This window comes from Mycobacterium ulcerans subsp. shinshuense, assembly GCF_002355775.1.
Lineage (GTDB): Bacteria > Actinomycetota > Actinomycetes > Mycobacteriales > Mycobacteriaceae > Mycobacterium > Mycobacterium marinum.
On record NZ_AP017624.1, the window covers coordinates 4,918,725 to 4,934,259 of the forward strand.

Below are 15,535 nucleotides of genomic sequence, written 5' to 3' on the forward strand. Positions count from 1 at the left end.
GGCCGCCTAGCCCGATTGCAGCAAGGCCAACGGCCCCAGGGTGATCAACGCACCCACGGCAACCGCTATCAATGTGCTTCCGATGTCCTCCGTCTTGCGAACCACCCGAACCCCGACCACCAGACCGAGGATAACCAGCACCGAGAGCACCAGAGCGACGATGCTGTTCCATCGCCACAGCTGGTCAAACGCGATGAACAGACCCGCACCGAAGACCACGGCCAAGATCGACTGCAGCACCACCAGCGTGCCGCGCCACAGGGCCGCGAGCTTGCCCGACAACGGGCGCGCACCCTGTTCCTCGTCGGCTTCGGCCTCTTCCTCGTCGAACGTCGACAGGGACGATTCCCCGCGCCGCCGCGCCACCTCGTCGGCCAGGGACTGCCCGCCATAGAGGGCCTGATCGGAGATCCCCTCCGACGCCTGCAGAAAAGAACGCACGTAGGCGGAATCCTCGACCTCGGATTCCGCTTCGGAGTCGGAGACATCCACCGATGTATCGCCGTAGTGGCCCACCGGGTCGGGGCTCATGTCCTCAGCCCCGGGCCCTTGCCCCGCGGCATCGCTATCCCCGGTGTGGCGCAGGGGTCTGGGGTACTCACTGCGCTCAGGACCCGCTTTGGTCCGGGTGATCGACTCCGATTTCGGCCAGCGCGGCTCGGGCTCCGACCAATACGCCGCCCTGCCGGCCTGCCCGGCCGCCGGTTCCTCGGCGGCCTGCGGGGGCTCGGCGGCTTCGGCCGGTGCCACGACCGATTCGGGCTGCACGCGCGATGCGGGTGCAGGCTCGTCGACCTCGACTCGGCCGTTGCCGGGCTTGGCTTGGCTTGTCGGCGCGACAGTCTCGGTGGTTTCGGCGGGCGCACTGGGCGCGCTTCGCTCATCGTGATGATCGTCACGGATGATCGGAATTTCACCAGTGAGCTCGGCGACCGTAATCGAGTCGGTGTCGCCGCGGCGGCGGCGGCGCCGCCGGGTCACCGCCGGGGCACCGACGTTGCCATTGCGGGCCAGTAGTTCGGCCACCGAGATCTGCTTGGTGTCCTCCGTCTCGGAGTGTGGTCCAGTCATGGTTTGTTGCCTCTCGATCGGCCTGCAGCGTTCCGATCTACTGCCTGACCTCTAGCATCGCGCACCGAAGTCAACACCGGCGAAGTTTCCATGAAGGCGGTCCCGTCGCCCTCACTGTCGAGTCGGCGCAAAATAACACCTTCTCGGAGCGCCCACGGGCAGATATCCAACGCTTCTATCGAGAGCGCACGCATGCTTGCCTCCGCCACCAGAGCCCCCGCCACGATTTGCGGCGCCCGCTCGGCGCTGACTCCTTCCAGTTCTGCACGGTCAGCGGTCGTCATCCTAGAGATGAAAGATATGAGTTGTCTGAGGCCATTGGCCGTCAGGGTCCTCTTCACCCGTGGTCCGGCGGCCGACGGCGCCGCGCCGGTGAGTCGGGCCAGCGAGCGAAATGTCTTGGACGTAGCCACCGCGAGGTCCGGGATGCCCGCGTCCAACATCGTCACGCTGGCATCGGGTAACTCAGCATCCAGCCAATCCCGAAGCATCGCCACCCGGCGCCGGCCGGGCGGATCGTCGGGCAGCCATTCCCGCGTCAACCGTCCCGCGCCTAGCGGGAGCGACAGCGCCACCTCGGGCTCTTCGTCCACGCCGCTGGACAACTCCAGAGAGCCGCCGCCGATGTCGAGGTTGATAATGCGCCCCGCGCTCCAGCCGAACCAGCGGCGCACCGCCAGGAAGGTCAGTCGCGACTCGTCGACACCGCTGAGAACCTGCAATTCGACAGCGGTTTCGTTGCGCACCCGCGACAACACGTCATCGGAGTTCTCCGCCTCTCGGACCGCCGATGTCGCGAAGGCCATCAGCTCCGCGCAGCCCGAGCTGGCGGCGATCTTGGCGAACTCGTCGATCGTGGACACCAGCTTGTCGGCGCCACGCTTGGTGATGTTGCCCGAGCTATCGGTGGCCTCGGCCAGCCGCAAAGTCGCCTTCGTCGAACTCATCGGGGTCGGATGGCCACCACGGTGAGCATCAACCACCAGTAGGTGGACCGTGTTGCTGCCCACGTCGAGCACGCCCAATCGCACGAAATCAACCTAGTCGTGCGGCAATGCGGCCCGCCGTGCGACCCGCTGAGTTGCCCGGCAATACCGGCCGGCAAGCTCGCCGACGCGCGCGCAACCGCAGCAGCGCCGCGAAGCATGACTGTGGACTAACGTTGTAACCGTGGCAAACTCGTGCCTGAAGACGGTGCAGCCGGGACAAGAGGTCGAACTGGATTTCCCCCGCGAGTGGGTGGAATTCTACGATCCCGACAATCCCGAGCATCTGATCGCGGCCGACCTGACCTGGTTGCTGTCGCACTGGAGCTGTGTCTTCGGCACCCCGGCCTGCCAGGGCACCGTGGCCGGCCGGCCGAACGACGGATGTTGTTCACACGGCGCATTCCTGTCCGACGATGACGACCGCGCCCGGTTGGATGACGCGGTCAACAAGCTGACCGACGACGATTGGCAATATCGGGACAAAGGCTTGGGCCGCAAGGGCTACCTAGAGCTCGATGAGCACGACGATCAGCCTCAGTACCGCACCCGCAAGCACAAGGACGCCTGCATCTTCTTGAACCGTCCCGGATTTGCCGGCGGCACCGGCTGTGCGCTGCACAGCAAAGCCCTCAAACTCGGTGTTGCTCCGTTGACCATGAAACCCGATGTGTGCTGGCAATTGCCGATCCGGCGCAGCCAGGAATGGGTGACCCGGCCAGACGGCTCCGAGATCCTCAAAACCACGCTCACCGAATATGACCGGCGCGGCTGGGGCTCCGGTGGCGCCGACCTGCACTGGTATTGCACCGGCGATCCGGCCGCCCATGTCGGAAGCAAGCAGGTGTGGGAGAGCCTGGCCGATGTGCTCACCGAATTGCTCGGCGCCAAGGCGTACGCCGAACTGGCCGCCGTGTGCAAACGCCGAAGCCAGCTGGGTCTGGTCGCCGTACATCCGGCGACGCGGGCGGCCGAGTAGCGGCGCGCGACGCTACCGCTCGGGATCCTCGCCGGCATAGGCGGCGCGATAGCACATGATCATGCGCAATGCGCTCGCGTTCAGGTATCCCTCAACCGCCGCGGCGGCCGTCTCGGGGTCACCCGCCAGCACAGCGTCGTTGATGGCCGTCAGATCGGCGATCACCGGGTCCGCGTCCTCATAGGCGCCGGTCAGCTCGTGCTCGCGGCCCCCGAAGGCCTGCTCGACCCAGCGGTACAGCAAACCCAAAGCGCGGTTGCGGGTGCCGTGGATGAGTACCCGAAAATAGGCGAGATCGGCGGCCTGGCGCGCCGGCGCAGTGTCGGCGTCGGCCACCTCCGCCAGCGCAGCGCGTAGCGCCTCAGCGTCCTCGGAGCTGTTCCGTTCGGCGGCCAGACGGCCGATCAGCGGCCCCAGGGCGGCCCGAATTTCAAGCACTTCGACCAGGAAGTCGGGACCGAGCTTGCGCACCAGCGCCTCGACCACCGCGGGATGGGTAAGGCTCTGCGGGTCACGCACGACGTTGCCGCTCCCCTGCCGGGTCTCGATCAGCCCCATCTGCTGCAACCTGGCCAAACCCTGGCGCAGCGACGTCCGGTTGACACCGAGCTGCTCGGCCAGCTCCCGCTCGGGCGGCAGCGCGGAGCCAGGTGGAAAAACGCCATCGAGGATCGCGTCGGCGATCGATGTGGCGATCTGCTCGTCGACCCGTTGACGATCCGGCGGCTGCAAAATACTTGACTGGTTCATTGACTCAACCAATATAGTGGATGGACCGACGGCACAACCACAACCAAGAGCGTGTCGCGCCGCATGGCAACACCGGAGGTGAAGCGGGTGGACGAGGAAATGCGATCGGCGGTAGCCCCACGCTGGCAGGGCAAACCCGGACGCCTGGAAGTCTGGTATGCGACCCTGTCGGATCCCTCAACCCAGGCCGGACTATGGGTCCACTACGAAACCGTGGCACCCACCAGCGGTGACGCGCCCTACGCGCACGGATGGGCAACGTGGTTCCCGCCGGACGGCCCGCCCCGCACCGGACGTTTCGGCCCCGCGCCGGTCGGGCCGGCGACGGGAGCCGCCTGGTTCGAGGCGGCAGGCGCGCGGGCGGCTCACGAATCGCTCACCGGCCGAGCGGGTTCACTGAGTTGGGACTTGTCGTGGAAGGACGCCGCCGCGCCGCTGTGGACGTTCCCGCGGGTCGCATGGGAGCGCGAGTTGTTGCCGGGCGCCCAGGTGGTGCTCGCCCCCACCGCTGAATTCAGCGGTTCGCTGACGGTGGGCGATACCAGCCACCCGATCGGCGGCTGGCGCGGCGGGGTCCCCCACATCTACGGGCACGGCAACGCCAAACGCTGGGGGTGGATCCACGCCGACCTCGGTCACGGTGACGTGCTGGAGGTCGTCACCGCGGTGTCGCACAAGCCGGGACTGCGCCGGCTCGCACCGATGGCGTTCGTCCGCTTCCGCATCGATGGAAAAGACTGGCCCGCAAGCCCGTTGCCGTCCCTGCGGATGCGCACCACCCTCGGCATTGCACATTGGCAGCTGGAGGGCCGCATCGATGGCCGTGACGTGCTGATCCGGGTCGACCAACCGGCCGAGAGGTGCGTGAGCCTGCAATACACCGATCCCGATGGGGGGAAAGCGGTGTGCACCAACACCGAACGGGCCGACGTCCACGTCGAAATCAGCCGCAACCGGGTCATCGAGCGCAGCTGGTCGGTGTTGGGAACCGGGCACGCCGAAGTCGGCCTGCGCGATACCCGCGATGCCAAGGCGCCGGCCGTCAATGAACGTCGATGAACGTCGATGAACATGAATGAAAGGACGTACCGATGGGTTTTCTGCTGGACCCACCGCTGTTGTTCGCCTGCGGAGTGCTCATCGAGCGCCACCTCGACGAAGACCGCCGCGACCTCGCCGAAGCCGCCGCCCTCGGGGTCTTCTTCGCGGGTTCGTTCGGCCTGTACAACAACGTGCCCGGGCTGGGCTTGCTGTGGCGGCCGTTCCGCGCCCGCAACGGCCGCGACTTCATGTGGAACAGCGGGGTGTTCAACGTGGATACCGACCAGGCACAGTGGCCGCTGCACGCGGCGGCCGGAGGCATCTTCGCGACGTATCCGTTCTTCATCAAGCTCGGCCGACGGCTCGGTAGCCGGCTGGCAACCCGGATATGAGCCGCACCCAGGCCGCACTGGCCTCGTTCGACGCCGCGTTGTTGCCCGAGGAACGCGGTGGCCCGACGTCGACCGAATTCGCCGAGCGCGTCGACCGGTACCTGTCGCAGCTGCCGACCACCTCACGGCTGGCCGTGCGCGCCGGGCTGGTATCGCTGGCGGCCGCGAGCTACCTGACCACCGGCCGATCCCTGGCCCGGCTTGAACCCGACCAACGCGAACAGGTGTTGCGCCGAGTCGCGGCGATCAATCCCGACACCAGCGCCGCGCTGGAAGGGCTCAAAGCGGTCGCGCTGCTGGCCAACGGTGCCGACACCTACGCACCGGACTTGCTTGCCCGCGCCCAGGCACACGACGCCGCGCGTTCCGATGCGGCGCTGGACATCACCGCTTCCCCGGATAGCCCTTCGGTGGTCACCGCCGACGTGGTGATCGTCGGGTCCGGCGCCGGTGGCGCCATGACGGCCCGCACCCTGGCCCGTGCCGGCTTGCGCACCGTCGTGCTGGAGGAGGGCCGTCGCTGGACGGTGCGGGAGTTCCGCACCACCCACCCGATAGACCGCTACGCCGGCCTGTATCGCGGCGGCGGGGCCACCATCGCGCTGGGACGTCCGGCCGTAATACTGCCGATGGGCCGAGCGGTCGGTGGCACCACCGTGGTCAACTCGGGCACCTGTTTCCGGCCGCCGTTGGCCGTGCAACAACGCTGGCGCGATGAGTTCGGGCTCGATCTGGCCGATCCGGACCGACTGGCCGGCCGCCTCGACGACGTGGAACACACCTTGCAGGTCGCACCCGCGCCGCGCGACATCATGGGCCGCAACGGAAACCTGCTACTGGATGCCGCCGCATCGCTGGGCTGGCAGGCCGCACCTATCCCCCGCAATGCTCCGGGATGCGCCGGCTGTTGCCAATGTGCGATCGGTTGCCCCAGCAACGCCAAGTTCGGCGTGCATCTCAACGCACTTCCCCAGGCCTGCGCGGCCGGCGCCCGGATCATCTCCGACGCGCGGGTACAGCGGGTGCTGCATCAGGGGGGACGGGCCCGCGGCGTGCGCGCCCGCCGCCCGGACGGCACCGCGATCGACGTGCGCGCCGACATCGTCATCATCGCCGCCGGGGCCACCGAAACACCGACGCTGTTGCGACGCAGCGGCCTTGGCAGCCACCCTCGACTCGGCCGCAACCTCGCGCTGCATCCGGCCACCATGCTGGCCGGCCGCTTCGACGACGATGTCTACGCTTGGCGCGGCGTCCTGCAGAGCGCGGCGGTTCACGAGTTCCACGAGTCAGACGGCGTCCTGATCGAAGCGACCGCCACACCACCGGGGATGGGTTCGATGGTTTTTCCCGGCTACGGCACCGAGCTGCTCGACTGGCTGGATCGGGCGCCTCAGGTCGCGACTTTCGGTGCGATGGTCGCCGATCGTGGTGCCGGTTCGGTGCGGTCGGTACGCGGCGAAACCGTTGTGCACTATCAAGTGGCCCCGGACGACATCGCCAAACTACGGGTGGCGGTACAGGCCATCGGCCGGCTGCTCTTTGCCGCGGGTGCGGTCGAGGTGCTCACCGGACTGCCCGGTGCCCCCACGGTGACATCACCGGCAGCACTGCAGGATGCGCTGCAGCGCAGCGACCCGAGAAATCTGCACCTGGCCGCCTTCCACCCGACCGGAACCGCCGCCGCCGGCGCCGACTCGCAAATCTGCCCCGTCGATGCAACCGGCCGGCTGCGCGGGGTCGACGGAGTATGGGTCGCCGACGCGTCGATCCTGCCCAGCTGCCCGGAGGTGAACCCGCAGATATCGATCATGGCGCTGGCGCTGGCGGTCGCCGACGAGGTGGTCGCCGACCGCTCGGGCTCGATCTATATCAGCCCTCCAGCTTGTAGCCCAGGCCCCGCACCGTGACCAGATGCACCGGATTGGCCGGGTCCGCTTCGATCTTGGAGCGCAAGCGCTTGACGTGGACATCGAGCGTCTTGGTGTCGCCAACGTAGTCCGCGCCCCAGACCCGGTCGATCAGCTGGCCGCGGGTCAGCACCCGCCCACTGTTGCGCATCAGGTATTCCAGGAGATCAAATTCCTTGAGCGGCAAGGTGATCGCGTCACCGTTCACCGACACCACATGGCGCTCGACGTCCATGCGCACCGGTCCGGACTCCAGCACGCCGTCGCTGACTTCGGAATCGTCGTCGCCGCCCCGGCGCAGCACCGCCCGGATTCGGGCGATCAGTTCGCGCGCCGAATACGGCTTGGTGACATAGTCGTCGGCGCCCAACTCGAGCCCAACCACCTTGTCGATCTCGCTGTCGCGGGCGGTCACCATGATGACCGGCACGCTGGAGCGGGCACGCAACTGCTTGCACACGTCGGTGCCCGACATGCCCGGCAGCATCAAGTCGAGCAGCACGATGTCAGCACCCGAGCGATCGAACTCCGCCAGCGCGGCCGGGCCATCGGTGACCACGGTGGCTTCAAAGCCCTCCTTGCGCAGCAGAAACGCAAGCGGATCGGCCAATGACTCCTCGTCCTCAACGATCAGCACGCTAGTCATCGGCGCCACTCCTCTTCATCGCTTCGCTCTGCATGGTCGTTAGCGCGGGTCATCGACTTAGCTCTTCCTCTCGTTGTGACCGATTGGGCCGCGCGTCGCGGGCCCGCGGCTGGTCAGGTTGATCGCTGTCGTCGGGCGCCGAACTGGTAGGGATGGACAGGGTGAACGTGGACCCCGTTCCCGGCTTGCTCCACACGCCGATGCTGCCGTTGTGGTTGGCGGCGACGTGCTTGACGATGGCTAGCCCCAGTCCGCTCCCACCAGTAGCCCGCGAACGAGCCTTGTCGCCCCGGAAGAACCGCTCGAAGACTCGCTCCTGGTCTTCCAGCGCGATCCCGATACCCCGGTCGGTGACGGCGATCTCGACGTTGTCGCCGCGCTTACGGCGGCTGATCGACACCGGTGAGCCCGGTGACGAGTAGGCGATTGCGTTGGAGACCAGATTGGCCAACGCGGTCACCAGCAGGGTCTGGTCCCCCAGCACATGCAGCCCGGAGGACGAATCGGTGCGCACCTCGATCTCGGCGTTGTCAGCGGCCACCTTGTGGCGAGAAATCGCCTCCGAGACAATGGTGTCGACGTCAACGTCGGTGACGTTGTGTAACCGCTCGGCCCCCTGCAGGCGCGATAGTTCGATCAATTCCGCGACCATGTCGCCCAGCCGATTGGCTTCGATCAGCACCTTCTCGGCGAACCGCCGAACCGTGTCGGAGTCATCGGCAGATGCCAGCAGGGCCTCGGCGAGCAGGGCCATCGCACCGACCGGGGTCTTGAGTTCGTGGCTGACGTTGGCCACGAAATCACGTCTGGTTGCCTCCATGCGGGCATAGTCAGACTGGTCGTAAGCGAAGACCACGGTGAAGCGCCGGTCTTCCTCGCTGAGCAACCGGGCTTGCCCGTGCACCGATAGCCCGGACCGGCCGCCCGGACGCTTTCCAGGTGACAGATCGAACTCGACGTCGCTGCCCCGCAACGCCTGCTGTGCGGCCTCCCACGCCTGGTCGTCGAGCTGCCGGTCGCGCACCAGGCCCAGCTCTTTGGCCCGGTCGTTGAGGTAGACGACGTCCCGATGGCTATCGACCACCGCGACACCCATCGGCATCAGCGCGACGATGCGTTGCAGCATCTGCGCGACGGTGATGCCAGTCCACTCGGTGGACGCTTGTTGGCGGCGCCGCACCAGCCGCTGTGACAGCCGGGCCCCGACCGCGACACCTGCGGCCAGCGCCAGCGCGGACAAGACCCCGGCCAGCAACAGTGCCGAGAACACAGTCACAAACAAAATCCTACAAATCTGGTGAACGCAGCCCTAGCGCTGCGCGGCCAAATCAGGACAAGTCACATCCTCGGCCGCATGTGTTCTGCTGCCGTTCACGCATTGTTTAGCGACTGGCCCTATCGGCGCCAGAAATCAGGCTTTTGCCGCGCCTTGACTCGCCACCGCGGCAGCCCCCGCGGCGGCCGCCTCCGGGTCCAGATAGGTACCCCCGGGCACCACCGGTTGCAGCCGTTCGTCCAGGTCGTAGCGCAGCGGAATGCCCGTCGGGATGTTGAGTCCGCCGATGTCCTCATCGGACATCTGGTCCAGATGCTTGACCAACGCGCGCAGCGAGTTGCCGTGCGCGACGATCAACACCGTCTTGCCGGCCCGCAGGTCACGGACGATGACGTCGGTGAAGTAGGGCAGAAACCGGGCCACCACGTCAGCCAGGCATTCGGTCAGCGGCCCGCCGTCAATGTTGGCGTAGCGGGGGTCAGCGTCCTGGCTGAACTCACTGCCCTTCTCGATTAGTGGCGGTGGAGTGTCATAGCTGCGCCGCCAGGCCATGAACTGCTCTTCGCCGTAGCGGGCCTTGGTCTCGGCTTTGTCCAGCCCCTGCAGCGCCCCGTAGTGACGTTCGTTGAGCCGCCAGCTGCGCCGCACCGGAATCCACAGCCGGTCGGCGCTGTCCAGCGCCAGATGCGCAGTGGTGATCGCGCGCCGCAACAGCGAGGTGTAGAGCACATCGGGCAGCAGATCCTGTTCGGCCAGCAATTCGCCGCTTCGTACCGCCTCGGCCCGGCCCTTCTCGGTCAGGCCGACGTCGACCCAGCCGGTGAACAGGTTGCGAGCGTTCCAGTCGCTCTCGCCATGGCGAAGCAGCACCAACGTCCCGGTGTCTCCCATGCCGGCAAGTCTCTCACGTCGCCGGAGCCCGGTCCTCTCGGTCATCCTCGTCGTCGATCAGATGCGCGAACGCCTCCAGGTTCTTCAACGACTCGCCCCGGGAAATCCGCCATTCCCACTCTTTTTGAATCGAAGACCGAAAACCCAACTCCAGCAACGTGTTGAAATCCGAGTCCACCGCCTCGAGCACCTGCCCGAGCACTCGGTCGATCTCGTCGGCGTCGACGGAGGCCAAGGACATGCGCCCAACCAGGTAGATATCGCCGACGTTGTCTAGCGTGTATGCCACCCCGTAAAAGCGGCGGTTGCGTTTGAGTAAGAACCGGTAGACACCTTCATGGTTTTCGTCCGGCTTTCGACAGACGAAAGCCTCCACGCGTACCGAGTGCTCACCGATGCTCAGGATGGTGTTGGTCTTGAGCTTGCGTTCCCCCGGCAGTTCGACGATCAGGGCGGCCAGCCCGCCGTGGGCGCCCTGATGCCGGGTGTAGCTCAGCTCGTTGACCTTAAGCGTGTCCTCGATCACCGCTTGCACGGACTGGCTCTGCGGCGTGGTGGGGGTCACGCGCCGACTCCGCGCCGAGCCGTCCAGCGACGCGGTTTGCGAGCCGCCACCGGGTCGCGAACCTTGCGGCGGCGCCCGGCGGTGAAGTCGCCGATCGCGCGGCGGTAACTGGCCAGCAGCGCGTCTGTGGTGTTCTCCCAAGAGAACGTGGCCGCATGCTCGGCCGCAGCCCGACTCATCAGCGCGCCCTGCGCGCCGGCATTGCTTCGCAGCAGCCCGTCGATCGCCGCCGCCCATTGGTCGACGTCATGTCCGGAGACCAGAGTCCCGCTGACCCCGTCACGTACCGCCACCGGCAACCCGCCGACCACGGCCGCCACCACCGGCGTTCCGCACGCCTGGGCCTCCACAGCGACCAGGCCAAACGACTCGGAATAACTCGGTATCGCGACCAGATCAACCGCGTGGAACACGCGAGCCAAATCCGTGCGGGACTGCGGCGGCAGGAATGTCACCCGCTCGGCGATGCCGAGTTCGTCGGCGAGTTGAGCCAAACCGTCCGGGGATGCCAGTCCACTGCCCGAGGGGCCCCCGGCAACGATGATCCGCACCCCGGGCAGTTTGGCCACAGCACGCAGCACAATGTCGGGCGCCTTCAGCGGCTGGATCCGCCCGACGAAGGCCACCACCTTCTCCTCGGGCCGTAGCCCCAGCGCGGTTCGCGCCTGCTGACGGTCGCCGGGGCGGAACACCTCCAGGTCGACACCGGGATGCACGACGTCGATCCGGGCCGGATCCGCATGGTGAATCGAGATCAATTGCTTGGCCTCATCGTCGGTGTTGACGATGAGCCGATCAGCTTCGTCGACCACCTGCTGCTCGCCAACGGTGCGCAGCGGCGGCTCCGGTGCATCACCGTTGGCCAGCGCCGCGTTCTTCACCGCCGCCAGCGTATGGGCGGTATGCACCAAAGGGACCGCCCAGCGGTCACGGGCCAGCCAGCCGACCTGGCCGGACAGCCAATAGTGCGAGTGCACGATGTCGTAGTGCCCGGGTTCGTGGGCGGCTTCCGCGCGCAGCACCCCGGCCGCGAACGCACACAACTGGGTGGGCAGGTCGTACTTGTCCAGACCCTCGAATGGTCCCGCCACCACATTGCGCACCAGCACACCGGGCGCCACCCGCACGACCGGCGGGTCCGCCGAAGCGGTGGCCCGGGTGAAAATCTCGACCTCGATCCCCCGCTTGGCCAGATGTAGCGCACTTTGCAGCACGTAGACGTTCATGCCCCCGGCGTCACCGGTGCCCGGCTGCGCCAGCGGCGAGGTGTGCACAGCCAGCAGGGCAACCCTGCGCACGACGGCGTCGGCGGTTAGCCGGGAGACATCATCGGGCCGCACACCATCATCTTTACAGGACTCGCCCGCGGCACCGGCCCCCGCACGCATGGGGCGCACGTCAGGCCCTCCTACGCCGAGGCTTCGGGTTCGGCCTGCCGCAGCCGGGTGTTCAGTGCCCCAGAACGACGCATCGCCCCGCGCGGATCGGCATACAGCCCGCCTAGGGACACAATGCCCGCTCCCGCTTCCTGCACCCGGTTTCCGAATGACGTGACGCGGATGTCGCGCGGGGCCAGCACCGATCGAGCGGTGAACGCCTCTTCCACCTGGCGCATCCCCTCCGGGTACTCGGTGAATGCCTGGCCACCCACCACGAGTTCATCGGGGTTGAGCACGTCGCGCAGCAACGCAACCGTCTCGCCGAGCACTCGAGCCCGCTCCGCGAGCAGCTCCCTGGCCTGTTGATTTCCCGCCCGCGCCACGCGCAGCAAGTCGGTCATCGCGGTGACCGAGCCGTTCGTACGGGCCTGCGGGGTGGCCGCGATGATGCGCAGACGGCGGGCAGCGGCCAGCACCGCCTCGTCGCTCACCGTCGACTCGAGCTGGCCGGTACCGCCGAGCAGTTCGGAGTGGGCCGGCAAACCCGCGATCGTGCCCGGGCCGCTGGCCGGACAGTGCACCCGCCCGTCGATCACCAGCGCGTAACCCACGGTTTCGCGAGCGTAGACAAACAGGCTGGTCGATGACCCCCCCGCGAGGCGCCGGGTACCGAGCAGAAGTTCGGCTCCGGCCATCGCGTCGACGTGGGATGCCACCGAGACCGGAAGCCCCAAGGCGTCTGCCAGCGCGGGCCCCACCGGTGCCTGCCGCCAGCCGAGTCGTTGGTGGTCGACGTGGCCGCTGGCGTCATCCACCGTGCCACCGATCGCGACCCCCACCCACAGGGCACGACGACGATGCCAGCGCCGCAGATACCGGCCCGCACTGTCGGCCAGGGACGCCAGCGCACTGCTGGCCGAACTGCGCGGTGTCGCGGTTTCGACGGTGTCGAGGGTGCGCCCCAACAGGTCGGTGGCCACGATGCTGGTGGTACGCGCACCGATGTGCAGACCCAGCGTCACGAACGGCTCGTGGTTCACCTCGACCGGCACTCGCGGACGCCCGATGGCCCCCGAAACCGCCAAGTCGGCGCGCTCCCGCAGCAGGCCCGCATCAAGTAGCGCGATGACCTGGCGGTTCACCGTCGCGATGCTCAGCGAGGTGGTGGTGGCGATGACGTCGCGGCCAACCGGTCCGCGCAATCGCACGGCCCGAAACACGGAGGCCGCCGCGGAATCCGCGAGGTGCAATGACGGGGCCACCACCTGACGGTAGGAACGTGGCTGGCCGTTATGACCGGAATGATGGGCGGTGAGGGTAGTCGAGTGCACAGGCGTCCTTGTTCTGAGTCAACTGGCCGGGTCCCTGGCCGCACATGCTGAGCTGAGTCAGGCGCGGCAAAGTCAGCGGCAACAACAGGCGCCCGCGAAGCGACGCGGGGCGGTGCTGCTGAACATGGCACTGTGGTACACACCGCGAATTTAGCACGTTTACTAGAGTGTGCCCGATGACAACTACTGACGCTGGAAACCGAGTCGCAGTGGTCACCGGCGCCAGTTCCGGGATCGGCGAAGCAACCGCCAGAACTCTTGCCGCGCAAGGGTTTCACGTGGTCGCGGTGGCTCGTCGCGCGGACCGGATAACTGCGCTGACCGATCAGATCGGGGGCACCCCAATTGTGGCGGATGTCACTGACGGTGCGGCAGTGGCGGCCTTGGCGGACGGACTGAGCCGCGTTGACGTCCTGGTCAACAATGCCGGTGGCGCCAAAGAGCTGGAACCGGTGGCCGACGCCGATCTCGAGCATTGGCGCTGGATGTGGGAGACGAATGTGCTGGGCACGCTGCGGGTAACCCGCGCGCTGCTACCCAAGCTGATCGCCTCCGGCGACGGGCTGATCGTGACCGTCACCTCCATTGCGGCGCTGGAGATCTACGACGGCGGCGCCGGATACACCGCCGCCAAACACGCCCAGGGCGCACTACACCGCACCCTGCGGGGCGAACTCCTGGGCCTGCCGGTGCGACTCACCGAGATTGCACCCGGCGCGGTCGAAACGGAGTTCTCGTTGGTCCGGTTCGACGGCGACGAGCAACGCGCGGACGCGGTCTACTCCGGGATGACTCCGCTGGTGGCCGCCGACATCGCCGAAGTGATCGGGTTCGTGGCCTCACGCCCCCCGCACGTCAACCTGGATCAGATCATCATCCGGCCGCGTGACCAGGCCTCAGCGACCCGACGCGCTAACCACCAGGTGTAGTAGTGCTCGGTGTGGTCGGTGTACCCGACAGGCTGGGGGCAGTCGACGGGGTGGCCGGCGCCGTGATCGGGATCTGCGTACCAGGCGTACGCGCCGACGGAGCCGGCAGCGCGGACATCGACAACCAGGTGTCCCAATCCATCGCCCAGTCCCAGATGTCGCCGTCTGAGTAGGACAGCTCGATCGTGCTGCCGGTGACCTCAACCGGGTCGCCGTATATCGCCGAGTGGAAGTACTCCTCAGCGTTGGACGTCGACAGATTGATGCAGCCGTTGGTGACATTGCTGTTGCCTTGCGCGCCCGCGCTTTGCGGGTTGGCGTGGATGAACTCACCGTTGTTGGAGATCCGCACCGCCCAGCGCTCGTGCACGTTGCTGTATCCAGCGGCCGGGTTGGACATGTAGAAGTCCGAGTACTTCTCGGTCACCACATGGACACCGTTGCGGGTGACGTTGCGCGCCAGGTCGGCCTCGCCGTAGCTGCACGGGAAGTCCATGATGACTCCCTCATCGGTGACGACCTGAATGCGGTGGGAGGGGACCTCGGCCTTCACGATCTGGCGGCGCCCGATCTGGAAGTTCAACGTCATGTCTTGGGCACCGTAGGCGCCGTCGCCGAACGGCAGCCCATAGAGCTTGGCGTCGACGCTGACCGTGGTGCCCGCGGGGTAGTACTCGCGCGGGCGCCAGTGCACCCGGGCGCCCTTGGCCTCATCGGGCAGCCAGGCCCAACTCCCCTCCACCGGCGGGTTGGTGGTGACGTGGAGCGCACGTTCCACGGTCGCCTTATCGGTGATCGGTGCATCGAATTGAATGATGACCGGCGCCGCGATCCCGACAGTCTGCCCGTCGGCTAACTGGAAGCCCCCGTCGATCTGCTTGTCCGGCGTCACGGTGGTGAACTTGCCCCCCACCGGAATCGCCTTGCCGTCGTGGCCGACAGCCGCACCACTCCAGGTGTAGGTGGTGTCGTAGCCCAGTGGTTCGGTGACCGTATAGACGGTGCGTTCCTGGTTGTAGGCACCGGCGATGACCTTGCCGGACGGATTCTTCAGCACGACCCGCTGGAACCAGCCGTTGCCGACCTCGATACTGACCGGATCGATCGGCAGCACGTCACCAGCGGCATCGGTCGGCCGGAAGATCAGCCGCGGCGCCTCGGGCGCCTTCTGCTCGGCCTGCTTGGCGACCTTGCCCGAACAGGCGGCCAAAACATTTGGCGCCAACACACCGGCCCCAAGGGCCATCAAAGCCATGCGCCTATTGATCGGCGCCTGACTCTTGGGTGCGCTGGATGTGTTCACGGGATTCCAAGATACCGGGCGCAATAGCGCGCAAACGGTCCTCAAGCGGCCCCGTACCCGTCGCAGCACGATGCTCCCGACGGGCT

The 15,535-nt window shown here is 67.0% G+C and carries 15 protein-coding genes; 5 read left to right on the forward strand and 10 right to left on the reverse strand.

Features of this window, described 5'->3' with window-relative positions; all coding sequences use genetic code 11:
• Positions 1 to 6: 6 nt before the first annotated feature.
• Together SHTP_RS21975 and SHTP_RS21980 are read right to left on the reverse strand one after the other, a co-directional pair.
• Positions 7 to 1,071 (reverse strand): Rv0497 family membrane protein, encoded by a 1,065-nt coding sequence (locus SHTP_RS21975; protein WP_096371778.1) that lies wholly within the window; start codon positions 1,069 to 1,071, stop codon positions 7 to 9.
• A complete protein-coding gene (locus SHTP_RS21980; protein ID WP_172900581.1) occupies positions 1,068 to 2,102 on the reverse strand; it encodes a Ppx/GppA family phosphatase in 1,035 nt (344 codons plus the stop codon). The genes SHTP_RS21975 and SHTP_RS21980 overlap by 4 nt, the downstream gene beginning before the upstream one ends.
• A gap of 139 nt (positions 2,103 to 2,241) precedes the next feature.
• On the opposite strand from SHTP_RS21980, the gene SHTP_RS21985 reads away from it, so the two are divergent.
• Positions 2,242 to 3,036 (forward strand): DUF3109 family protein, encoded by a 795-nt coding sequence (locus tag SHTP_RS21985; RefSeq protein WP_096371779.1) that lies wholly within the window; start codon positions 2,242 to 2,244, stop codon positions 3,034 to 3,036.
• A 12-nt stretch (positions 3,037 to 3,048) separates the two neighbouring features.
• Here the strand turns inward: SHTP_RS21985 and SHTP_RS21990 are convergent, their stop codons facing one another.
• Positions 3,049 to 3,786 carry a FadR/GntR family transcriptional regulator gene (locus tag SHTP_RS21990; protein ID WP_012392759.1) on the reverse strand — a complete coding sequence of 246 codons (738 nt, stop codon included), beginning with the start codon at positions 3,784 to 3,786 and terminating at the stop codon, positions 3,049 to 3,051.
• Between the two features lie 87 nt (positions 3,787 to 3,873).
• Here SHTP_RS21990 and SHTP_RS21995 point away from each other — a divergent pair, with 87 nt between their 5' ends.
• The 3 genes from SHTP_RS21995 to SHTP_RS22005 are packed head-to-tail and all read left to right on the forward strand — an operon-like array spanning position 3,874 to position 7,129.
• On the forward strand, positions 3,874 to 4,845 hold the full coding sequence (locus SHTP_RS21995) for a tocopherol cyclase family protein (RefSeq protein ID WP_197706255.1): 972 nt from the start codon (positions 3,874 to 3,876) through the stop codon (positions 4,843 to 4,845).
• 32 nt (positions 4,846 to 4,877) lie between these two features.
• Positions 4,878 to 5,219, forward strand: coding sequence for a hypothetical protein (locus tag SHTP_RS22000; protein WP_096371782.1), 342 nt, complete (start codon positions 4,878 to 4,880; stop codon positions 5,217 to 5,219).
• Positions 5,216 to 7,129 carry a GMC family oxidoreductase gene (locus SHTP_RS22005; protein WP_096371783.1) on the forward strand — a complete coding sequence of 638 codons (1,914 nt, stop codon included), beginning with the start codon at positions 5,216 to 5,218 and terminating at the stop codon, positions 7,127 to 7,129. The genes SHTP_RS22000 and SHTP_RS22005 overlap by 4 nt, the downstream gene beginning before the upstream one ends.
• On the opposite strand, the gene regX is transcribed toward SHTP_RS22005, so the two are convergent.
• The 6 genes from regX to SHTP_RS22035 form a co-directional block, all read right to left on the reverse strand.
• Positions 7,092 to 7,775 (reverse strand): two-component sensory transduction protein RegX, encoded by a 684-nt coding sequence (gene regX, locus SHTP_RS22010; RefSeq protein WP_011742113.1) that lies wholly within the window; start codon positions 7,773 to 7,775, stop codon positions 7,092 to 7,094. The genes SHTP_RS22005 and regX overlap by 38 nt on opposite strands.
• 49 nt (positions 7,776 to 7,824) lie before the next feature.
• Positions 7,825 to 9,051 (reverse strand): sensor histidine kinase, encoded by a 1,227-nt coding sequence (locus SHTP_RS22015; RefSeq protein ID WP_096371784.1) that lies wholly within the window; start codon positions 9,049 to 9,051, stop codon positions 7,825 to 7,827.
• Positions 9,052 to 9,186: 135 nt separating this feature from the next.
• A complete protein-coding gene (locus tag SHTP_RS22020) occupies positions 9,187 to 9,942 on the reverse strand; it encodes a phosphoglyceromutase (RefSeq protein ID WP_096371785.1) in 756 nt (251 codons plus the stop codon).
• Positions 9,943 to 9,955: 13 nt separating this feature from the next.
• Entirely contained in the window at positions 9,956 to 10,507 is a 552-nt protein-coding gene (locus SHTP_RS22025) for a type III secretion system chaperone family protein (RefSeq protein WP_096371786.1), read from the reverse strand.
• Positions 10,504 to 11,895, reverse strand: coding sequence for a D-inositol-3-phosphate glycosyltransferase (gene mshA, locus SHTP_RS22030; RefSeq protein ID WP_420866678.1), 1,392 nt, complete (start codon positions 11,893 to 11,895; stop codon positions 10,504 to 10,506). The genes SHTP_RS22025 and mshA overlap by 4 nt, the downstream gene beginning before the upstream one ends.
• 20 nt (positions 11,896 to 11,915) lie before the next feature.
• Positions 11,916 to 13,217: an ROK family transcriptional regulator gene (locus tag SHTP_RS22035; RefSeq protein ID WP_172900582.1), complete on the reverse strand. Its 1,302-nt coding sequence runs from the start codon at positions 13,215 to 13,217 to the stop codon at positions 11,916 to 11,918.
• A gap of 176 nt (positions 13,218 to 13,393) precedes the next feature.
• Between SHTP_RS22035 and SHTP_RS22040 the strand changes: the two genes are divergently transcribed.
• Positions 13,394 to 14,146: an SDR family NAD(P)-dependent oxidoreductase gene (locus tag SHTP_RS22040; RefSeq protein WP_011742107.1), complete on the forward strand. Its 753-nt coding sequence runs from the start codon at positions 13,394 to 13,396 to the stop codon at positions 14,144 to 14,146.
• Here SHTP_RS22040 and SHTP_RS22045 read toward each other — a convergent pair.
• Positions 14,130 to 15,401, reverse strand: a complete 1,272-nt coding sequence (locus SHTP_RS22045; protein ID WP_231991540.1) for a L,D-transpeptidase — start codon at positions 15,399 to 15,401, stop codon at positions 14,130 to 14,132. The two genes, SHTP_RS22040 and SHTP_RS22045, sit on opposite strands and share 17 nt — an antisense overlap.
• Positions 15,402 to 15,535 lie beyond the last annotated feature (134 nt).

What these genes read in the sequence shown, in the direction of transcription:
- SHTP_RS22005 (WP_096371783.1), top strand. Translation starts at nt 5,216, where the DNA reads ATGAGCCGCACCCAGGCCGCACTGGCCTCGTTCGACGCCGCGTTGTTG.
- SHTP_RS22040 (WP_011742107.1), top strand. Translation starts at nt 13,394, where the DNA reads ATGACAACTACTGACGCTGGAAACCGAGTCGCAGTGGTCACCGGCGCC.
- SHTP_RS22045 (WP_231991540.1), bottom strand. Translation starts at nt 15,401, where the DNA reads ATGGCTTTGATGGCCCTTGGGGCCGGTGTGTTGGCGCCAAATGTTTTG.
- regX (WP_011742113.1), bottom strand. Translation starts at nt 7,775, where the DNA reads ATGACTAGCGTGCTGATCGTTGAGGACGAGGAGTCATTGGCCGATCCG.
- mshA (WP_420866678.1), bottom strand. Translation starts at nt 11,895, where the DNA reads ATGCGTGCGGGGGCCGGTGCCGCGGGCGAGTCCTGTAAAGATGATGGT.
- SHTP_RS21975 (WP_096371778.1), bottom strand. Translation starts at nt 1,071, where the DNA reads ATGACTGGACCACACTCCGAGACGGAGGACACCAAGCAGATCTCGGTG.
- SHTP_RS22000 (WP_096371782.1), top strand. Translation starts at nt 4,878, where the DNA reads ATGGGTTTTCTGCTGGACCCACCGCTGTTGTTCGCCTGCGGAGTGCTC.
- SHTP_RS22020 (WP_096371785.1), bottom strand. Translation starts at nt 9,942, where the DNA reads ATGGGAGACACCGGGACGTTGGTGCTGCTTCGCCATGGCGAGAGCGAC.
- SHTP_RS21990 (WP_012392759.1), bottom strand. Translation starts at nt 3,786, where the DNA reads ATGAACCAGTCAAGTATTTTGCAGCCGCCGGATCGTCAACGGGTCGAC.